The organism is Enterobacter sp. KB-280D8, assembly GCF_041399405.1.
GTDB classification, from domain to species: domain Bacteria; phylum Pseudomonadota; class Gammaproteobacteria; order Enterobacterales; family Enterobacteriaceae; genus Enterobacter; species Enterobacter cloacae_N.
In genome coordinates, this window is the sequence record NZ_JBGKEC010000008.1 from 29754 (window position 1) to 49425 (window position 19672).

Genomic DNA, 19672 nt, shown 5'->3' on the forward strand with positions numbered 1-19672 from the left:
TTCATTAACAGCTGCGCTTCACCGTATAATTGTTCCGTTAACAACAGGAGCACATGATGAAGGCAACCAAACTCGCCATTATTACCCTTTTTGTCCTGATGGCCGTAAGCGGTATCGGCGGCGTGATGCTGGCCGGGTACTCGTTTATCGTTCGTGGCGGTGTCGGCTGAGGTACAGCGCCAGCCGCTCAAAAAGGCGATCGACGACGATGGCTGCCAGCGCGACCAGCACCGCCCCCTGCACAATATAAGCCGTATTAAACCCGCTTAAGCCGATGATGATCGGCGTTCCCAGCGTATTGGCACCTACCGTAGACGCAATGGTCGCCGTCCCTATGTTAATAATCACCGACGTGCGGATCCCGGCAATAATAACCGGTGCCGCAAGCGGCAGTTCTACCTTGCGAAGCCGCTGCCAGCGGCTCATCCCCATTCCTTCCGCCACGCTTAATACAGACGCAGGGACCGCCGCAACGCCCGCCAGCGTGCCCTGGAGAACGGGCAACACGCCGTATAAAATCAGAGCAATAATCGCGGGCTGCTGACCAAAACCCATCACCGGCACCGCTATCGCCAGCACCGCCACCGGCGGAAACGTCTGCCCAATGGCCGCAACCGTCTCCACCAGCGGACGAAACTCCCGGCCCGCAGGTCGCGTGACCGCAATGCCCGCCCCTACTCCCAGCACCACCGCGATGACGCTTGAGAGCGCCACCAGCCAGAGATGCGCCAGGGCGAGGTTGATAAAGCTCTCCTGCTGATAGACCGGCCGCGGCAGCCCGGGAAAAAGGGCGTTAAACAGCGCCGCGCTGTGGGGCATCAGAAACAGTAAGGCGACAAAGAGCGCTGCCAGCCAGAGGAGCGGATCACGCAGTGCCTTCACGCGTCACCTCCCCGGCCAGCAGATCGCGAAAATGCAGGCTTCCGCACGGCGCGCCCCGGGCATCCGCCACAGGCAGGACTTCACACCGGCGCGCGACAAACGCGGAGAGGGCGTCCCGCAGGCTCATCTGCTCCTGTAGCGGTTCGCCGCTCACCGCTGTCTCCTCGGGACGCATATAGTCACCAACCGTCCGCAGTGAGAGCAGCCTCACGCCCAGCTCGCTGCGGCCAAAAAACTCGCGCACAAAGTCGTTCTTCGGCCAGGTTAATAGCTCAAGCGGCGCGCCCTGCTGCACCACCTCGCCGTGGTCCATCAGCACCAGATGGTCGGCCAGGCGCAGGGCTTCATCAATATCGTGCGTCACGAGGACGATGGTTCGACCGAGAATGCGGTGAATGCGGGTCATCTCCGCCTGCAGCGCCCCGCGCGTAACCGGATCCAGCGCGCCGAAGGGTTCATCCATCAACAGCACCTGCGGGTTGGCCGCCAGCGCGCGCGCCACGCCCACGCGCTGCTGCTGCCCACCGGAGAGCTGGTGCGGATAGCGATCGCGCAGCGCGAGCTCCAGCCCCAGCAGAGACATGAGTTCATCAACGCGGTCAGCGATTTTAGCCCGCGACCATTTCTCCAGCTGCAGCACGGTGGCGATGTTCTGCGCCACCGTCCAGTGCGGAAACAGGCCGATAGACTGAATGGCATAGCCCATCCGGCGGCGCAGCTCCAGCACCGGCAGGCTGCGGATCTCTTCTCCGGCAAAGCGGATCAGGCCGCTGTCGTGCTCAACCAGCCGGTTGATCATCTTCAGCGTGGTGGATTTTCCCGAACCCGATGTGCCAATCAGCACGGAAAACGCGCCCTCGGCAAAGTTCAGGTTCAGGTGGCTCGCCGCCGGGCGACCGGCAAAGGTTTTACTGACATCATGAAATTCAATCATTGGCTCTTCTCCTGAGCAGCGCGAGCCATAAGGCAAACAGCGCGTCGACGACAACCGCCAGCGCAATGGTGGGAACCACGCCCAATAACACCAGATCGAGGGCGCTGCTCAGCAGCCCCTGGAATACCAGCGCGCCAAAGCCGCCCGCACCAATCAGTGCGGCAATCACCGCCATGCCGACGGTCTGGACCGCCACCACCCGCAGGCTGCGCAGCAGCAGGGGCAGCGCCAGCGGAAGCTGAATCCTCCAGAAACACTGTCGCGCGCTCATGCCCATCGCATGGGCGCTTTCCAGCACATCCGGCGCGACCTGGCTTAATCCCGCGACCACGCCGCGCACCAGCGGAAGCAGCGCGTATAGCACCAGCGCAATCAGCGCGGGCGTTAACCCCGTTCCGGCTATGCCCACCGCGCCCAGCGCAGGAAACGACTTCACCAGCCCGGCCAGAGGCGCAATCAGCAGGCCAAACAGCGCAACGGAGGGAATCGTCTGGATGACATTGAGCACGGCAAAGACCCCCCCCTGGCGTGTAGGATGACGATAACACCACATGCCGAGCGGTATCCCAAGCAGCAGAGCCGGGATCAACGTGCCAAAAAGAATTGTCAGATGTTGCGCCAGGGCATCATCAAACACCTCCTGACGGTTGGCGTACTCTTTTAACAGCGAGAGGTTATTTAGTTCCCCGCTGAACAGCAGGAACAATGGAATACACCATATCTGCGCGTTGAGCACCCAGCGCCAGACGGCGCTGGAGATGAGTCGACGAATGGCATCGCTACTGGCCAGCAGACACAGCGCCAGCCACAGCCAGAGGCCGCTACCCACCGTGGTTCTCGCCAGCGGACTTTCCGCCGACGCCATATGCGTCGCCGCCTGCCCGGCGCCCCAGAACAGGACGATAAACAGCCCTTCAGCGAGGAGCAGCGTCAGCCACTGCGCCGTGCGCCCTTGCCAGAGCGACAGTGCAACCCACGCGCCCAGCGCCGCCGCCAGCCACCACGGCGTGAACGCCCACACTTCCCAGATATAGCGCCCTTCCCCCGACATCAGGCGGTTAGGCGCGACGTTCACAAACGGTAACGCGACCGCCGCGATGGCCACGCAGGCCAACAGCAGCAGTACGCGGTTATGACATTTTATTGGCACAGCCCTTTCCCGTTACTTCACAAGCCCTTGTTGTTTCAGGAAGTCGGCGGCCACTTTTTTGGCATCCAGTCCCTCGACGGCAATGCTGGCATTCAGCTGCTGCAGCGTTTTTTCATCCAGCTTTTCGAAGACCGGTTTGAGCCAGTCGGCAATCTCCGGATAGGCTTTCAGCACCGCCTCACGCACTACCGGGGTCGGGGCGTAAATTGGCTGTACGCCTTTAGGATCGGTCAGGGTTTGCAGGCCGAGCGCCGCTACCGGGCCGTCGGTGCCGTAGGCCATCGCCGCGTTAACGCCAGAGGTTTGCTGCGCCGCCGCTTTGATGGTTACCGCGGTATCCCCGCCCGCGAGCGAAAGCAGTTGCGCCTGGTCGAGCTTGAAGTCGTACGCTTTTTCGAACGCGGGTAGCGCGTCAGGACGCTCGATAAACTCCGCGGAGGCCGCAAGCTTAAAATCGCCCTTCTCTTTCAGATAGCGGCTGAGATCCGCAAGCGTAGTCAACTTACCTTTCTCCGCCACGTCCTTACGCACGGCGATAGTCCAGGTATTGTTGGCCGGGGCCGGGGTTAACCAGACCAGCTTGTTCTGCTCTGCGTCGAGTTTTTTGACTTTTTCATAGCCAGCTTTGGCATTTTTCCATGCCGGATCGTTTTCGTCTTTGAAGAAGAACGCGCCGTTGCCGGTGTATTCAGGGTAGATATCCAGCTCGCCGGAGGTAATCGCGCCGCGCACAACGGGCGTGGTGCCCAGCTGAACTTTATTGACGGTTTTCACGCCGTGGCTTTCCAGCACCTGGAGAATAATATTCCCGAGCAGCGCGCCCTCGGTATCGATCTTTGAGCCCACTTTTACCGGCTCCGCCGCCTGTAGCGGCAGGCTTAGCGCTGCGAGTAGCACCGCAGAAGCTACCATCCCCGTTTTAATCGTCATTCCGCTGTCCTCATTTTTTTATCGCCTTTTTCAGAGGCTTGAGAGAAAAGCGTAGCTTAAAACGGCGGATTTACCCGGCAAAATGCCTTTTTAGCATAAGGTAAGACGCATCCCCCGGAAGTCGGGGGATGCAAAGGGAAGGAAAGGTTACAGCAGCTCGAACTCGCCTTTATTCACGCGGGCGGAATCCACCCCGATAAAGACGTTAAACTTGCCCGGTTCCGCATCATATTTCATCTGCTGGTTCCAGAACTTCAGCGCGTCCACGTCAATCGGGAAGCTGATGGTTTTGGTTTCGCCAGGTTTAAGATCAACCTTTTCGAAACCGCGCAGCTGCTTCACAGGACGGCTCATCGACGCAGTCACATCCTGCACGTACATCTGAATCACCGTTGCCCCTTCGCGCTTGCCGGTGTTGGTCACCTCAACGCTGGCGGTAACTTTGCCGTCACGCTTCAGGGTTGGCGCCGACATTTTCACGTCAGAGACCTTAAAGGTGGTGTAGCTCAGGCCGTAACCAAACGGATAGAGTGGGCCGTTAGCTTCGTCGAAGTAACGAGACGTGTACTTGTTCGGCTTGTCGGCGTTGTACGGGCGACCGGTGTTCAGGTGGCTGTAGTAGACCGGGATCTGCCCGACGGAGCGCGGGAAGGACATAGGCAGCTTGCCAGACGGGTTGTAATCACCAAACAGCACGTCGGCGATGGCGTTACCGCCTTCGGTACCGGCGAACCAGGTTTCCAGAATGGCGTCAGCCTGCTGGTCCTCTTTCACCAGCGCCAGCGGACGGCCGTTCATCAGCACCAGCACCAGCGGTTTGCCGGTGGCCTTAAGGGCGGCGATCAGATCGCGCTGGCTCTGCGGGATGGTGATGTCGGTGCGGCTGGAGGCCTCATGCGCCATACCCTGCGCTTCCCCCACGACCGCGACAACCACATCGGACTGCTTCGCGGTGTTGACCGCTTCGTCAATCATCTCCTTCGGCGTACGCGGATCGACCTTAACCGCTTCCTCGTACTGGTTAAGGAACGTGACGATGTCTTTATCGTCGGTGACGTTCGCCCCTTTGGCGTACACCACTTTGGCGTTTTCACCGACGGCGCTCTTGATGCCGGTCAGGACGGTGACGGACTGATCGGCCACGCCCGCAGCAGACCAGCTGCCCATCACGTCGCGCTTGCTGTCAGCCAGCGGGCCGACCACAGCAATGGTGCCAGATTTTTTCAGCGGCAGCGTATCGAGGCGGTTCTTCAGCAGCACCAGACTTTCGCGCGCCACTTCACGTGCTTCTTTACGGTGCAGGCGGCTTTCGGCGTTGGTATCAGCCGGGTCAGAATCTTTCGGGCCCAGATGGCTGTACGGATCGTTAAACAGCCCCATGTCGTATTTCACGTTCAGCACGTGGCGCGCGGCATCGTCCAGCTCCGCCATCGTTACCTTGCCGCTCTTCACCAGCCCCGGCAGGTATTTGCTGTAGTACTCATCGCTCATGCTCATGTTAATGCCGGACTTGAGCGCCACGCGCACCGCGTCTTCCGGGTCGGACGCCGTACCGTGTTTGATCAGCTCTTTAATCGCGCCGTGGTCGGAAACGGTGATGCCCTTAAAGCCCCACTGGTCGCGCAGGACGTCTTTCAGCAGCCAGGAATCGGAGGTCGCTGGCGTGCCGTTTAGCGAGTTCAGCGCCACCATCACCGCGCCGCTGCCCGCGTCCAGCCCTGCCTTGTACGGCGGCATGTAGTCGTTAAACAGGCGCTGCGGGCTCATGTCGACGGTGTTGTACTCTTTACCGCCCTCGACGGCGCCGTAGGCCGCGAAGTGTTTGACGCTGGTCATCACCGAGTAGCGGTCCGCCGGACTTTTGCCCTGCATCGCTTCCACCATGGTTTTGCCCATCGTGGCCGTTAAAAAGGTATCTTCACCGAAGCCTTCCGAGGCGCGGCCCCAGCGTGGATCGCGCGAAACGTCCACCATCGGCGCCCAGGTCATGTTCAGGCCGTCGTCCGCCGCTTCATAGGCAGACACGCGCCCGACGGTTTTCACCGCGTCGAGGTTAAAGGAGGAGGCCAGGCCGAGGCTGATGGGGAAGACGGTACGCTGGCCGTGCACCACATCATAGGCGAAGAACAGAGGGATTTTCAGGCGGCTGAGTTCCATCACCTGATCCTGCATTTTACGGATATCCTGACGGGTGACGGTGTTAAAAATCGCGCCCACCTGATTCTCTTTGATCATCTCGCGGATGGCCTCTTTCGGGTTATCCGGGCCGACGCTGATCAGACGCAACTGGCCGATTTTTTCATCGACCGTCATCTTCTTAAGCAACTCCGTGACAAACGCGTCGCGGGCTTCAGGCGTGAGCGGGTGATTACCAAACAAATCCTCTGCCAGCGCAGGTTGCAGCGCCAGGCTGACGGCGACACCTACAGAACATAGCCATTTCATGTTGTTATTCTCTCTCATCAATAACCGTGGGAAGCACCCGGCCAGACCGTGCGAAAAGCGCAGTGTGCCACAAACCCTCTGAACGTTGCAGGGTTATTCTCTGATTTTTCTCGTGAATACTCGACCGTTGAACAGTTAATCGCGCTATGCTTTACAGCGAGAAATTTGCCCCACCACAAGGAGTGGAAGATGACTTCTGTTCGAACTGACGATAACAAGACTTTTATTAACGAACTGTCGCGCCTGGTTGGCTCCTCTCACCTGCTTACTGACCCGGCCAAAACCGCCCGCTACCGTAAGGGTTTCCGCTCCGGTCAGGGCGAGGCGCTGGCGGTGGTCTTCCCCGGCACGCTGCTGGAGCTGTGGCGCGTGCTGAGCGCCTGCGTAGCCGCCGACAAGATTATTTTAATGCAGGCGGCCAATACCGGCCTGACCGAAGGCTCTACGCCGAACGGCAACGATTACGATCGCGATATCGTGATTATCAGTACCCTGCGCCTCGACAAGCTGCACCTGCTGGACAAAGGCGAGCAGGTGCTCGCGTTCCCCGGCACCACGCTCTACTCCCTCGAAAAAGCGCTTAAGCCGCTGGGACGCGAACCGCACTCGGTGATCGGATCCTCCTGCATTGGCGCCTCGGTGGTGGGCGGGATCTGCAATAACTCCGGCGGCTCGCTGGTACAGCGCGGCCCGGCCTACACCGAAATGTCGCTGTTTGCCCGTATCGACGAAAACGGCAAGCTGACGCTGGTGAACCACCTGGGCATCGATCTGGGCGTAACGCCGGAACAGATCCTCAGCAAGCTCGACGACGACCGCGTGAGGGACGAAGACGTACAGCACGACGGTCGCCACGCGCACGATCACGATTACGTCACCCGCGTGCGCGATATCGAAGCCGACACCCCGGCGCGCTATAACGCCGACCCGGACCGCCTGTTTGAATCCTCCGGCTGCGCGGGCAAGCTGGCCGTTTTTGCCGTACGCCTTGATACCTTCCCGGCGGAGAAAAAGCAGCAGGTGTTTTACATCGGCACCAATCAGCCTGAGGTTCTGACGGAGATCCGCCGTCATATTCTCGGTGAATTCACCCACCTTCCCGTGGCGGGCGAGTACATGCACCGGGACATTTACGACATCGCGGAGCGCTACGGGAAAGACACCTTCCTGATGATCGACAAGCTCGGCACCGACAAAATGCCGTTCTTCTTCACCATGAAGGGCCGCACCGACGCGATGCTGGAGAAGGTGTCGCTGTTCAAGCCCCACTTTACCGACCGCTTTATGCAGAAGCTGGGAAACGTTTTCCCTGCGCATCTGCCGGAGCGAATGAAAACCTGGCGTGATAAGTACGAACATCATCTGCTGCTGAAAATGGCCGGGGACGGGATTGCCGAAGCGCAGAGCTGGCTCACCGAGTTCTTCAAAACCGCCGAGGGGGATTTCTTCGCCTGTACGCCGGAAGAAGGCAGCAAAGCCTTCCTGCACCGTTTCGCCGCCGCGGGTGCCGCCATCCGTTACCAGGCGGTACATTCCGAAGAGGTGGAAGATATTCTGGCGCTGGATATCGCCCTGCGACGAAACGACACCGAATGGTTTGAGCACCTGCCGCCGGAAATTGACAGCAAGCTGGTGCACAAGCTCTATTACGGCCACTTTATGTGCTACGTTTTCCATCAGGATTACATCGTCAAAAAAGGGGTCGATGCACACGAACTGAAGGAGCAGATGCTCGCCCTGCTGCGCGAGCGCGGCGCACAATATCCTGCGGAACACAACGTTGGGCATCTTTATAAAGCCCCTGACGCACTTAAGCAGTTTTATCGCGAGAATGACCCTACAAACAGTATGAACCCCGGTATAGGGAAAACAACGCGGAAGAAATACTGGCAAGAAAGTGCAGACGCGGAGCAGCACATAACGCAAGCGTCTGATTAAACCCTACAGCCAAATTTGAGAGATTGTTTCGCGCGCCGTAATCGTAATAGAGTAGCGTTCAGTCGCCGGAGAAACGTTTCTCCGGCATTCGATAACGAGGAGCGGGCACGTCATGTCGGCTGTTGATGTTTTATCCGAAACCGAACTGGAAGTGCGCGACGCCCTTCCCGATGATGTGCATGCCATCGCCGCCATTTACGCCTGGCATGTGCTTCACGGACGCGCGTCGTTCGAAGAAGTTCCCCCCACCATCGACGAAATGCGTCAGCGCATGAAAAGCGTGGCCGAGAACGGTTTACCGTGGCTTGTCGGGCTGTACCGCGGGATCGTGGTGGGCTACTGCTACGCCGCCCCTTATCGACCGCGACACGCCTATCGCTATACCCTGGAAGAGTCGATTTACGTGGACGCCAGCATGACCGGACGCGGTTTTGGCACCGCCTTAATGAGCGCGCTAATCGCACGCTGCGAGCAAGGCCCGTGGCGGCAGATGATTGCCGTTGTGGGAGATGGCAATAATAATGCCGGATCGCTGCGGCTGCATAAAAAACACGGCTTCGAGATTGTCGGTCAGCTGCGCAGCGTGGGGTATAAGAAAGGCGACTGGCGGGATACGGTGATAATGCAGCGCCCGCTCAACGACGGTGACTGGACGCTGCCGGAATAAAAGCAGTGCGGTCTGGTGCCCTCACCCCGGCCCTCTCCCACAGGGAGAGGGAGAAAACATAAAAAACGGTAACATGCGTTACCGTTTTGCTTTTACCTAATCGTTCTGCGCCGTCGCCATCTGCTCCGCTTTCTGCTTTTTATACGTCAATGCCGCAGCCGGAACGGGCTGCACTTTCCCGGTCTCAATCCAGGTACGCAGGCGGCTCGCATCCGCAAAGTGGGTATATTTCCCGAAGGCATCCATCACCACCAGCGCCACCGGCTTACCGTTAAAAACCGTGCGCATTACCAGACAGTGTCCTGCCGCGTTGGTAAAGCCCGTTTTCGTTAGCTGAATGTTCCAGTTATCCCGGTACACCAGATGGTTAGTATTGCGGAACGGCAGCGTGTAGGACGGGTTCGCAAAGGTCGCCATCTCTTCACGGGTGGTACTGAGCTGACCAATCAGCGGATATTGTTTGCTGGCAATCAGCAGTTTCGTCAGATCGCGGGCCGTGGAGACGTTGTTAATCGACAGCCCCGTCGGTTCAACAAAATGGGTATTGCTCATCCCCAGCGCTTTGGCTTTGGCGTTCATCGCGCGGATAAACGCGTCGTAACCGCCAGGATAGTGGTGCGCCAGGCTCGCCGCCGCGCGGTTTTCGGATGACATCAGCGCCAGCAGCAGCATATTTTTACGGCTGATTTCGCTGTTCAGGCGCACGCGGGAGTAGATCCCTTTCATCTCCGGCGTGTGGCTGATATCCACTTTCAGCTTTTCGTCCAGCGGCAGATGTGCATCAAGCACCACCATCGCGGTCATTAATTTGGTTATTGAGGCAATAGGGCGCACCAGGTCCGGGTGGCTGGCGTAAATCACCTTATTGGTGTTGAGATCGACAATCATCGCGCTGCCGGACGCAATTTGCGGCTGGGCAGCAGCGGCGGTCACCGCGGGCGTTTTGGCGACGGCTGGCACAGCAGCTGACGCGCCCAGCAGCAGCGCCAGGCTAAGTAAAGAGACTCGAAATTTCAGCATGGTGAGACTTCTGATAATTATTCACGCACGTAATGACGTACACCGCCTGTGTCGACGGATAAACACAGGCTGGCTTCGGCATCATAGCGGTCACCGTGCTTTGTCGCCAGCGGATAATCGTGAACAGATGCTGCATTGCTGGCATTTACGCCAGCAATGCAGTGAGCTTAGAAGAGACGGTATCCATACCCCCAAAGAATAACCGTCAGCGCCAGTAACGCCTCCAGCACCAGCACCCCGATGGCAAGCGTGGAGCCGGAGAAGCTCAGGCCCTCTTCTTTGTTGATATTGAGGAAGGTAGGAACGCCCACATACAGCAGATACCCGGTATAAAAGAGGGCAATGGTACCGATCAGCGCGCACAGCCAGACCAGTGGATAGAGCGCAACAATACCGCTTAAGAATAGCGGGGTCGCGACGTATCCGGCGAAGATCATACAGTGTGCCAGCGATGGGCGTTGCGGATAGTTACGCGCCATCCAGTGAATCACGCGTCCCATAACTGCCACCCCGGCCAGCATCAGGCCATAAAAGAGAATGGCAAGATAGAGCCCGGTAAACCAGGAAAGCTGCACCACGGTGCCGTCACCGAAGTTCCAGCCAATTTGTGTTGTGCCAATAAACGCGCATATTACCGGCACCGCGGCCATGAGCAGCACATGGTGCGTGTAATGATGCGAGACCGTTTCGTTCTCACTTTTGATGACATGCATCTCACGATCGGGATGGGAGAAAAGTCCCCAGACATGGTTCATAGCGCCCCCTTGTTGTCGGCCCGTCAGCGATACCTTAAGTATAATGCAGGCTTTAGATTATTTTATGTACAGTGGGAAATTTCCGTTGATTGCCTCGCGGTTGATTCATGGGGTATATGATTAAACGAGGTACGCAGAGGGAGATAACACTTACGTAATGGATATTAACGCACTCATTGAACAATATGGATATGCCGCGCTGGTCATCGGCAGCGTGGCGGAAGGTGAAACCATCACGCTGCTAGGGGGCGTCGCCGCGCATCAGGGCTTACTGAAGTTCCCGCTGGTCGTCGCCGCGGTCGCGCTGGGCGGCATGATTGGCGATCAGCTGCTCTACTTCCTGGGGCTGCGCTTTGGCCCGACGCTGCTCAAGCGTTTCGCTAAACACAAAAAGAAAATCAACCGCGCGCAGCGCCTGATCCAGCGCCATCCTTACCTGTTCGTGATTGGCACCCGCTTTATGTACGGCTTCAGGGTTATCGGGCCGATACTGATTGGCGCCAGCCGCCTGCCGCCAAAAATTTTCCTGCCGCTGAATATTCTTGGCGCGATAGCCTGGGCGCTGATCTTCACGACGCTCGGTTATGCAGGCGGCGAGGTGATTGGCCCGTGGCTGCATAATCTAGACCAGCACCTGAAGCACTGGGCGTGGTTGATTCTGGTGGTTGTGGCGGTGATTGGGGTCAGGCTGTGGCTGAAGCATCGGGAAAAGGTGCGGGATGAGGAGTAGCCTGGTGCGGCCTGATGCCCTCACCCTAACCCTCTCCCCTTTGGGGAGAGGGTTAGGGTGAGGGGAAACCTGCTACCTCTCCGGCTTAAACTGCGGGTTCGCCAGCATAAAGCCCCCGTCGACGATAAACGATTGACCCGTTGTGTAGCTGGCATCGCTGTCGCACAGCCACGCCACCAGGCTGGCAATCTCTTTGGTATGGCCCGGCCTTGCCAGCGGGATTTCCGGCATTGACCCTTCCTTCACTTCGCTGTCGTCCATATCGTTCATCGGCGTGGCAATGGCACCCGGCGCGACGGCGTTCACCAGAATCTTATGCTTAACCAGCTCCATCGCCATGGATTTGGTTAAGCCGCCGAGCGCATGTTTCGCGGCCGTATAGGCGCAGGCCTCCGGCAGCGGGGTGTGCTCGTGCACCGAGGTGATGTTTACAATCCGCCCCCCTTCCCCCTGCTTCACCATTTGCCGTGCCGCAATCTGTGAGCAGAGAAACGCGCCATCCACGTCGACGGTAAAAATATTCCGCCAGTCGTCAAACGCCATCTCAAGGAATGGCGCTTTGGTCATCGCTCCGGCATTGTTAACCAGAACGTCCAGCCGCCCGAAACGCGCAATCAGCGTTTCAATGGCTTCCGCGCCGTCCGGGAGCGTGCTTAAATCAAGATGGATAGCCTCTGCGCGCTGCCCACGCGCTTCAACTTCACGGCAGGTTTCCAGCGCCCCTTTTTCATCGGAATGCCAGGTGACGCCAATATCAAACCCGCGCTCTGCGAGCATCAGCGCCGTGGTTTTACCGATCCCGGAATCCGATGCGGTTACAATCGCTACTCTGGTCATACTCACCTCCTGAAAAACTGCAAAGAGGTAAGTATAGATAATGGCCTTTTTTAGCCCTGGTGATACCCACCGCCCAGCGCTGAGGTCAGCTGCAGCGTGGCGTCGAGATACTGGCCTTTCAGCATGACGCCTTCGAGACGTTCTTTCAGCGCCGGAATTCTGGCTTCGCTGACCCGCGAGCCCGCAATGATACCAGCGCTAAAACGCGCCTGCGCCAGCGCCACCACGCGCGCCGCGTCTTTTTCGACCTGCTGCTGGTGACGATTTTTTGCCGTCAGGGTTTCAACTTCACTGGCCGTACGCGCCACCTGATTGACGGCTTCGACCACAGCTTTGTTGTAGTTCGCGACGGAAAGATTATTCTGCGCCTGGGCAATATCCAGCCTGGCGTTCAGCCTGCCGCTGTCAAAAATCGGCAGCGTCAATCCGGCGGTCACCCCCATCTGCTGCGCTGAAGAGCGAAACAGATCGCTCAGATGGAGGGCATCCTGCTGTAAGAACGCCATCAGGTTCACGTCAGGATAGAAAGCCGCTCTGGCGGCATCCACCTCGCTCATGGAGGCTTCGATATACCAGTGTGCTTCTTGCAGATCCGGACGGCGAGCCAGCAGTTCATAACCGAGCGTCGACGGTAACGAGGCTTCTGCGGCAGGCAACGGGTGGCGTGTAAGGCGTATTGCCGGGGCACCGGTCAGCGCCTCCAGACGCGCTTCAATAGCCTTCATCTTGCCCTTTACGTCCGCCAGCTGTTCATCAGTCTTGCTGGCGTGGATATCGGTTTCAACGCCCTCCACCGAGGAGGTAATCCCGTGCTGATACAGTTCGCGATCGGCGTCGATAATATTTTCCTGCTCCTGTTTAATCCGGGTAAGGACATCCCCTGCTTCGGCCTGGGTCTGCCACGCCCAGTAAAGGCGCGCAACGCTGGTTGAAAGGAGCTGGCGGGTCTGCTCCAGCTCCGCTTTTTGCGCATTCACTTTGCCAATACGCGCTGCGATCCGGTCGCGGTTTTTACCCCACAGATCGAGATCCCAGCCCGCCGTCAGGCTAAAGGTGCCGTTGGTATACCATGGGCCAGTTGTACCCGCCGCCGGGTCGGTCAGGGCAAACGGCCCCATCAGCCCCTCTGCCGACATTTTTTGCCGTTCAACATCCGCAGAAAAATCCATCTGTGGGCCATCGGCAGCAATAGCGGCTCTGGCCTGCGCTTCGGCAAGCGTAATACGCTGCCGGGCAATTTGCATATCGGGAGCATCCGCTACTGCCTTCGCAATCAGCGAATTTAACTGCGGGTCGTTATACGCTTTCCACCACTCATTTTTCGGCCAGTCCGCATGACGAAGTTGGGTATTAACGGAAGCGGCTGTCGCTTGCGTTTTGATTGGCGACACCGTGGAATGTTCCGGTGCGCACGCAGCCAGCATAAAAATAAGGGGAGCACTCAGAGATAAAATAAGAAAACGTTTCATTACGCCATGCACTCAAAAAAATAAAGGCGCAACTTACGCTTGATGACGTTCCATTTTTTAGTAACGCGTGGCAATCCGCAAATTGTCATACACTTACATAATCGGCAAAATATTCACTGTGTGAATTATTTATATTTAAATATAAATGCCAATTATTTTGTCTGTATAACCCGCGCAATATCAGCCGACGTTTGCAGCGTACGGATCTCCTGAAATAACCCCAGCGCTTCGCTGTACTCTTTGCGTAAATAACTCAGCCACTGTTTAATTCGCGCGACGTGATACAAACCGGTGTCGCCCTGCTTTTCCAGACGGCTGTATTTTTGCAGCAGCGTGACGACGTCTGCCCACGGCATCCGCGGCTCGTTATATTTCACTACACGGCTGAGGTTCGGCACGTTCAGCGCACCGCGGCCAATCATCACCGCATCACAGCCGGTAGCGTTCAGGCATGCCTGCGCACTCTCGTAATCCCAGATTTCACCGTTGGCGATCACCGGAATGGTGAGGCGTTTGCGGATCTCACCGATCGCCTGCCAGTTAATGCGCTCGGCTTTGTAGCCATCGTCTTTGGTGCGGCCATGCACCACCAGCTCGGTGGCCCCGGCCTGCTGCACCGCATCGGCGATTTCAAACTGCCGCGCGTCGCTGTCCCACCCCAGACGCACCTTAACCGTCACCGGCAAATGCGAAGGCACAGCCTCACGCATCGCCTTCGCGCCGCGGTAAATCAGCTCAGGATCTTTCAGCAAGGTCGCCCCGCCGCCGCTGCCATTGACCAGCTTCGACGGACAGCCACAGTTGAGATCCACCCCGTAAGAGCCCAGCTCAACCGCGCGGGCAGCGTTTTCCGCCAGCCATTCAGGATACTGGCCGAGCAGCTGAATACGCACCAGCGTGCCGGAAGAGGTCCGGCTCTGGTTGTGCAGCTCGGGGCACAGGCGGTAGAAGGATTTTACCGGCAACAGCATATCGACCACGCGCAGAAACTCCGTCACGCAGAGATCGTAATCGTTCACCTCGGTCAGAAGCTCGCGCACGAGGGAGTCGAGCACGCCTTCCATTGGAGCCAGTAAAACACGCATAGCAGTACCTGTGAAAAAAGACGCGCTATAGTAGCCGCTCTCTATATCGCTGGGAAGCGCTTCTGTTCAGGGAGAAAGTCGGCCGGCGTTGCCCCGACAATGGCGCGAAACGCCGCTGCAAATGCCGCCTGCCCGGAAAATCCCAGCATCCAGGCCACCTGCTTAACCGGGTATCCGTTGGCGAGCAGGTCCAGCGAGGCACAAATCCTTGCGCGCTGTCGCCAGGCCCGGAAGCTAAAGCCTGTATCTTTGATAAACGCGCGTGAAAATGTGCGTTCAGACATCGCGGCCTGTTCCGCCAGACTTTCCATAGAAACATCCCAGAGATTGTTGGCAATGATGTCACAGGCAACGCGATGTAACCGCCCATCAACGGGCATCGGTAATTCGGCCGAAATCTGCTGCGCCTCGCTGAGGATGTCGAGCAGCAAAACGGCCATGCTGCGCTGACTGGCTGGCCGGTATTGCGCACTGAACAGCCCGGCAATCAGCTCTTTTAACAACGATGTCGCCATAATCACGTGAACCTCTTCTTTCCGTGTAAAAGGCTCGCATTGCGATATCAGCGCGGGGCTAAACCAGACTGCGCGGAGCTCCGTGGTGGATAACACGCTGTAGGTGTGTTCCTGAAAGGGAGGGATCCACAGCGCGCGCTGAGGCGGTATGACCCAACGCTTATTGCCAGTCTCGACCAGCATCACCCCTTTGATGGCAAACAAAAGTTGCCCCTGTGAATGCCGGTGAGGGGGATCCACTTCGCCGCGCGTATAACTAATTGCCCCTCTGGACCATCCGATGGCATCGTCGTGAATTGGCGTTTTATCGATAACGGTTGGCATCTCACATTCCTCCCTTCCTCTTATGATGCTGCTTGTACACGTAACCGGAGAGAGACGCAATGCACATTCATTTTATCATTCATGAACATTTCGAAGCGCCAGGCGCCTATGAAATCTGGGGGAAAAATCGCGGCTGTAGCCTGAGCTACTCCAGAGTTTATCAGGGCGATCCGTTACCCGAAGACCTGGAGAGCACAGACTTGCTTATCATCATGGGAGGCCCGCAGTCACCTGCCACCACGCTTGAGGAGTGCCCCTGGTTTGATGCGCAGGCGGAAATGCGACTCATCGGCCGCGCAATAGGGGCGGGTAAAACGGTGATTGGCGTTTGTCTGGGCTCGCAGCTTATCGGTGAAGCGCTGGGCGCAGGGTTTTGCCAAAGCCCGGAAAAAGAGATCGGTAAATTTCCCGTCAGGCTCACAGATGCAGGCAAGGCGAACCCGCTGTTTGAGAATTTTGGCCACGAGCTGAGCGTCGGTCACTGGCATAACGACATGCCAGGGTTGACGCCACAGGCTAAGGTGCTCGCTTACAGCGAGGGCTGTCCCCGTCAGATCGTGCAATATGGCGAACGGGTTTACGGTTTTCAGTGTCATATGGAACTGACGGCGGAGGTCGTTGAGTTGCTGATTGAACATTCGCAGAACGATCTCCGCCGTGCGGATGAATTTCGTTTTGTCGAAACGGCGGAAAAACTACGCTCGCATGATTATCGCGAAATGAATCAGGTGCTGTTTTCTTTTCTCGATAAACTGACCGCCCTGCGCTGATGCATTCTCTGGCTCGTCACTTCGCCACCGCACTCCCTTTCCTCTAAACTGTAGCCAGCCCCTGTGCGGTGATACCGGACGTTCCATTCCGGAATGTCTGGTATGCTCAAATTTCATGATGTGATCCGTGGCACATTTTCAGGTTTAATTGTATGATGAATGCGTTTCAGCAAGGACTATCACCATGAGCAAATCATTGAACATTATCTGGCAATATCTGCGCGCATTCGTCCTGATTTACGCCTGCCTGTATGCCGGGATTTTCATCGCGTCGCTGCTGCCCATCACCATTCCCGGCAGCATTATCGGCATGCTAATCCTCTTTGTTTTGCTGGCGCTGCAAATCCTGCCCGCAAAATGGGTCAACCCCGGCTGCTTCGTCCTCATTCGCTATATGGCGCTGCTTTTCGTGCCAATCGGCGTCGGGGTTATGCAGTATTTTGATTTGCTCAAAGCCCAGTTCGGCCCGATTGTGGTTTCCTGCGCGGTCAGTACGCTGGTGGTTTTCCTGGTGGTGAGCTGGAGTTCGCATCTGGTGCATGGCGAACGCAACGTGATCGGGGAGAAAACAAAAAATGATGGCTAATATCTGGTGGTCGCTGCCGCTAACCCTGGCGGTGTTCTTCGCCGCGCGCAAGCTTGCCGCACGTTTCAAAATGCCGTTGCTGAACCCGCTGCTGGTGGCGATGGTGGTCATTATTCCGTTCCTGCTGCTCACCGGCATTCCTTATGAACGCTACTTTGCCGGCAGCAAAATTTTAAACGACCTGCTGCAGCCTGCCGTTGTGGCGCTCGCCTTTCCTTTATATGAGCAGCTCCACCAGATCCGCGCCCGCTGGAAATCCATCATTACCATCTGTTTTGTGGGCAGCCTGGTGGCGATGATCACCGGCACGTCGGTAGCGCTTTTGATGGGGGCCTCGCCGCAGATTGCCGCCTCGATTCTGCCAAAATCGGTGACCACACCTATCGCGATGGCTGTCGGTGGCAGCCTGGGCGGGATCCCGGCCATCAGCGCGATGTGCGTCATTTTCGTCGGTATTCTCGGTGCGGTGTTTGGTCACACCCTGCTGAACGGGATGCGTATTCATACTAAAGCGGCACGGGGACTGTCGATGGGGACCGCCTCCCACGCCCTGGGCACTGCCCGCTGCGCGGAGCTGGATTATCAGGAAGGGGCGTTTAGCTCGCTGGCTTTGGTGATCTGCGGAATTATCACCTCCCTGCTGGCCCCGTTCATTTTCCCGCTGATTCTGGCGGTGATGGGCTAAAATTTGCGATGCGTCGCGCAAATTTCATTTTGATTTCATAAGTTGCATACATAATGAGAAGTGGATCACATATAAAGCCCTGACGGCTCCGTAAACTACCGATCCATTAACCTTTATGAGGCAAACGCCATGCACCCACGTTTTCAAGCTGCTTTCGCCCAGCTTGCAGAGAATTTGCAGTCAGCCCTTGCTCCCGTTCTGGCAGATGCACACTTCCCCGCCCTGCTGACCGCGGAGCAGGTCACGGTGCTGAAACAGGCAACGGGACTGGACGAAGACGCGCTGGCTTTCGCACTGCTTCCCCTGGCTGCCGCCTGCGCGCGGGCCGATCTCTCCCACTTTAACGTCGGGGCCATTGCGCGCGGCGTCAGCGGCACCTGGTACTTCGGCGGCAATATGGAGTTCCTGGGCGCGACCATGCAGCAGACCGTTCACGCCGAGCAGAGCGCCATCAGCCACGCCTGGCTGCGCGGTGAGAAAGCCCTGAGCGCCATTACCGTTAACTACACCCCCTGCGGCCACTGCCGTCAGTTTATGAACGAGCTGAACAGCGGGCTGCAGCTGCGCATCAACCTGCCGGGACGCGCGCCGCACACGCTGGGCGATTACCTGCCTGACGCCTTTGGCCCGAAAGATCTGGAGATCAAAACGTTGCTGATGGACGAGCAGGATCACGGTTTCGCCCTGTCCGGCGATGACCTGAACCAGGCGGCCATTCGCGCGGCGAACAAAAGCCACACGCCTTACAGCAAGTCCCCGAGCGGCGTGGCGCTGCAGTGCCGCGACGGCCGTATCTTCACCGGCAGCTATGCGGAAAATGCCGCGTTTAATCCAACGCTGCCGCCGCTGCAGGGCGCGCTCAACCTGCTGAGCCTGAACGGCTACGATTATCCGGACATTCAGCGCGCCATTCTGGCCGAAAAAGCCGATGCGCCACTGATCCAGTGGGATGCCACCGCCGCGACGCTCAAGGCGTTAGGCTGCACGACGATCGACCGCGTCCTGCTGGCATAAACCTTCCGGCGGACAGAAATGTCCGCCACGTTGCTGAAAAACCCCTCAGTTGAGTCGCTGTTTCTTGCGCTAACCAGGCGGGTAAAGTAGCCTGAGTTAAATTTCATCCACGAACGAGCCATCTCCATGTTAAAGCGCGTTTTTTACAGCCTGTCTGTCCTGGTCGGCATACTGCTGTTTATCGTGCTGGGTCTCGACCGCTGGATGAGCTGGAAAACCGCCCCCTACATCTTTGACGATCTGCAGGACCTGCCCTATCGTCAGGTTGGCGTGGTGCTCGGCACCGCCAAGTATTACCGCACCGGGGTGATCAACCAGTACTACCGCTACCGCATTCAGGGCGCGCTGAACGCCTACAATAGCGGCAAGGTAAACTACCTGCTGCTAAGCGGCGATAACGCCCTGCAAAGCTATAACGAGCCGGTGACGATGCGGAAGGATTTGATTGCCGCTGGCGTCGATCCTGCCGATATCGTGCTCGACTACGCCGGATTCCGCACCCTGGACTCCATCGTGCGTACGCGCAAAGTCTTCGACACCAACGACTTCATCATCATTACTCAGCGCTTCCACTGCGAGCGAGCGCTGTTTATCGCGCTGCATATGGGCATTCAGGCGCAGTGTTATGCCGTGCCGTCGCCAAAAGATATGCTGAGCGTGCGCGTCCGCGAGTTCGGCGCACGTTTTGGCGCCCTGGCAGACCTCTACATTTTCAAACGCGAACCGCGCTTCCTCGGCCCGCTGGTGCCGATCCCGGCGATGCATGAAGTACCGGAAGACGCGCAGGGTTACCCGGCCGTCACCCCGGAGCAACTGCTTGATATGCAGAAAAAAGAGAAAAAATAGCCTCGCCTTTATACTTTCTTTACGCCGGGCCTGACGCTTTTTATCCCCCCTTTACGCCGCCCCCTTTATGCTGAGTTCACTGCCGCTACG

The 19672-nt window shown here is 57.7% G+C and carries 20 protein-coding genes; 9 read left to right on the plus strand and 11 right to left on the minus strand.

The window, feature by feature from the left end; translation table 11 throughout:
- Nucleotides 1-56: 56 nt before the first annotated feature.
- Nucleotides 57-170: a protein YohO gene (locus AB8818_RS18360; protein WP_008500895.1), complete on the plus strand. Its 114-nt coding sequence runs from the start codon at nt 57-59 to the stop codon at nt 168-170.
- Here AB8818_RS18360 and AB8818_RS18365 read toward each other — a convergent pair.
- From AB8818_RS18365 to bglX, 5 genes are all read right to left on the minus strand, one after another.
- On the minus strand, nt 145-882 hold the full coding sequence (locus AB8818_RS18365) for an ABC transporter permease (protein ID WP_163330229.1): 738 nt from the start codon (nt 880-882) through the stop codon (nt 145-147). The two genes, AB8818_RS18360 and AB8818_RS18365, sit on opposite strands and share 26 nt — an antisense overlap.
- Complete coding sequence (locus AB8818_RS18370; protein ID WP_163330230.1) at nt 866-1816, minus strand: ABC transporter ATP-binding protein; 951 nt, start codon at nt 1814-1816, stop codon at nt 866-868. The genes AB8818_RS18365 and AB8818_RS18370 overlap by 17 nt, the downstream gene beginning before the upstream one ends.
- Nucleotides 1809-2966, minus strand: coding sequence for an ABC transporter permease (locus AB8818_RS18375; RefSeq protein WP_116338728.1), 1158 nt, complete (start codon nt 2964-2966; stop codon nt 1809-1811). The genes AB8818_RS18370 and AB8818_RS18375 overlap by 8 nt, the downstream gene beginning before the upstream one ends.
- Nucleotides 2967-2978: 12 nt before the next feature.
- Nucleotides 2979-3896 (minus strand): ABC transporter substrate-binding protein, encoded by a 918-nt coding sequence (locus AB8818_RS18380; protein ID WP_116338726.1) that lies wholly within the window; start codon nt 3894-3896, stop codon nt 2979-2981.
- A gap of 147 nt (nt 3897-4043) precedes the next feature.
- Complete coding sequence (bglX, locus tag AB8818_RS18385) at nt 4044-6341, minus strand: beta-glucosidase BglX (protein ID WP_192983109.1); 2298 nt, start codon at nt 6339-6341, stop codon at nt 4044-4046.
- Between the two features lie 189 nt (nt 6342-6530).
- Here bglX and dld point away from each other — a divergent pair, with 189 nt between their 5' ends.
- On the plus strand, nt 6531-8279 hold the full coding sequence (dld, locus tag AB8818_RS18390; RefSeq protein ID WP_166711787.1) for a D-lactate dehydrogenase: 1749 nt from the start codon (nt 6531-6533) through the stop codon (nt 8277-8279).
- 112 nt (nt 8280-8391) lie between these two features.
- The gene (locus AB8818_RS18395; protein WP_166711789.1) at nt 8392-8946 is read left to right on the plus strand and encodes a GNAT family N-acetyltransferase; all 555 of its coding nucleotides are present in this window, start codon (nt 8392-8394) and stop codon (nt 8944-8946) included.
- Nucleotides 8947-9042: 96 nt separating this feature from the next.
- Here the strand turns inward: AB8818_RS18395 and pbpG are convergent, their stop codons facing one another.
- Both pbpG and AB8818_RS18405 read right to left on the minus strand, forming a co-directional pair.
- Nucleotides 9043-9966 (minus strand): D-alanyl-D-alanine endopeptidase, encoded by a 924-nt coding sequence (gene pbpG, locus AB8818_RS18400; RefSeq protein ID WP_116338718.1) that lies wholly within the window; start codon nt 9964-9966, stop codon nt 9043-9045.
- Nucleotides 9967-10133: 167 nt separating this feature from the next.
- A complete protein-coding gene (locus tag AB8818_RS18405; RefSeq protein ID WP_116338716.1) occupies nt 10134-10721 on the minus strand; it encodes a Yip1 family protein in 588 nt (195 codons plus the stop codon).
- A gap of 157 nt (nt 10722-10878) precedes the next feature.
- On the opposite strand from AB8818_RS18405, the gene AB8818_RS18410 reads away from it, so the two are divergent.
- Entirely contained in the window at nt 10879-11451 is a 573-nt protein-coding gene (locus AB8818_RS18410) for a DedA family protein (protein WP_116338714.1), read from the plus strand.
- A gap of 72 nt (nt 11452-11523) precedes the next feature.
- Here the strand turns inward: AB8818_RS18410 and AB8818_RS18415 are convergent, their stop codons facing one another.
- From AB8818_RS18415 to AB8818_RS18430, 4 genes are all read right to left on the minus strand, one after another.
- Complete coding sequence (locus AB8818_RS18415) at nt 11524-12288, minus strand: SDR family oxidoreductase (protein ID WP_116338712.1); 765 nt, start codon at nt 12286-12288, stop codon at nt 11524-11526.
- A 50-nt stretch (nt 12289-12338) separates the two neighbouring features.
- Nucleotides 12339-13757, minus strand: coding sequence for a multidrug resistance outer membrane protein MdtQ (mdtQ, locus tag AB8818_RS18420; RefSeq protein ID WP_192983112.1), 1419 nt, complete (start codon nt 13755-13757; stop codon nt 12339-12341).
- Nucleotides 13758-13909: 152 nt separating this feature from the next.
- Nucleotides 13910-14842: a tRNA dihydrouridine(16) synthase DusC gene (gene dusC / locus AB8818_RS18425; RefSeq protein ID WP_192983116.1), complete on the minus strand. Its 933-nt coding sequence runs from the start codon at nt 14840-14842 to the stop codon at nt 13910-13912.
- Nucleotides 14843-14883: 41 nt separating this feature from the next.
- Nucleotides 14884-15681: a helix-turn-helix domain-containing protein gene (locus tag AB8818_RS18430; RefSeq protein WP_192983119.1), complete on the minus strand. Its 798-nt coding sequence runs from the start codon at nt 15679-15681 to the stop codon at nt 14884-14886.
- A 59-nt stretch (nt 15682-15740) separates the two neighbouring features.
- Between AB8818_RS18430 and AB8818_RS18435 the strand changes: the two genes are divergently transcribed.
- The 5 genes from AB8818_RS18435 to sanA all read left to right on the plus strand — a co-directional run bounded on the left by AB8818_RS18435 (nt 15741) and on the right by sanA (nt 19582).
- Nucleotides 15741-16451, plus strand: coding sequence for a type 1 glutamine amidotransferase (locus AB8818_RS18435; protein ID WP_192983122.1), 711 nt, complete (start codon nt 15741-15743; stop codon nt 16449-16451).
- Nucleotides 16452-16635: 184 nt separating this feature from the next.
- Nucleotides 16636-17037 carry a CidA/LrgA family protein gene (locus AB8818_RS18440; RefSeq protein WP_192983125.1) on the plus strand — a complete coding sequence of 134 codons (402 nt, stop codon included), beginning with the start codon at nt 16636-16638 and terminating at the stop codon, nt 17035-17037.
- Nucleotides 17027-17722: a CidB/LrgB family autolysis modulator gene (locus AB8818_RS18445; protein ID WP_029740398.1), complete on the plus strand. Its 696-nt coding sequence runs from the start codon at nt 17027-17029 to the stop codon at nt 17720-17722. Before AB8818_RS18440 ends, AB8818_RS18445 begins: the two co-directional genes overlap by 11 nt.
- 129 nt (nt 17723-17851) lie before the next feature.
- Complete coding sequence (gene cdd, locus AB8818_RS18450; RefSeq protein WP_166711801.1) at nt 17852-18736, plus strand: cytidine deaminase; 885 nt, start codon at nt 17852-17854, stop codon at nt 18734-18736.
- Nucleotides 18737-18862: 126 nt separating this feature from the next.
- Nucleotides 18863-19582 carry an outer membrane permeability protein SanA gene (sanA, locus tag AB8818_RS18455; protein ID WP_028013857.1) on the plus strand — a complete coding sequence of 240 codons (720 nt, stop codon included), beginning with the start codon at nt 18863-18865 and terminating at the stop codon, nt 19580-19582.
- Nucleotides 19583-19672: the final 90 nt, after the last annotated feature.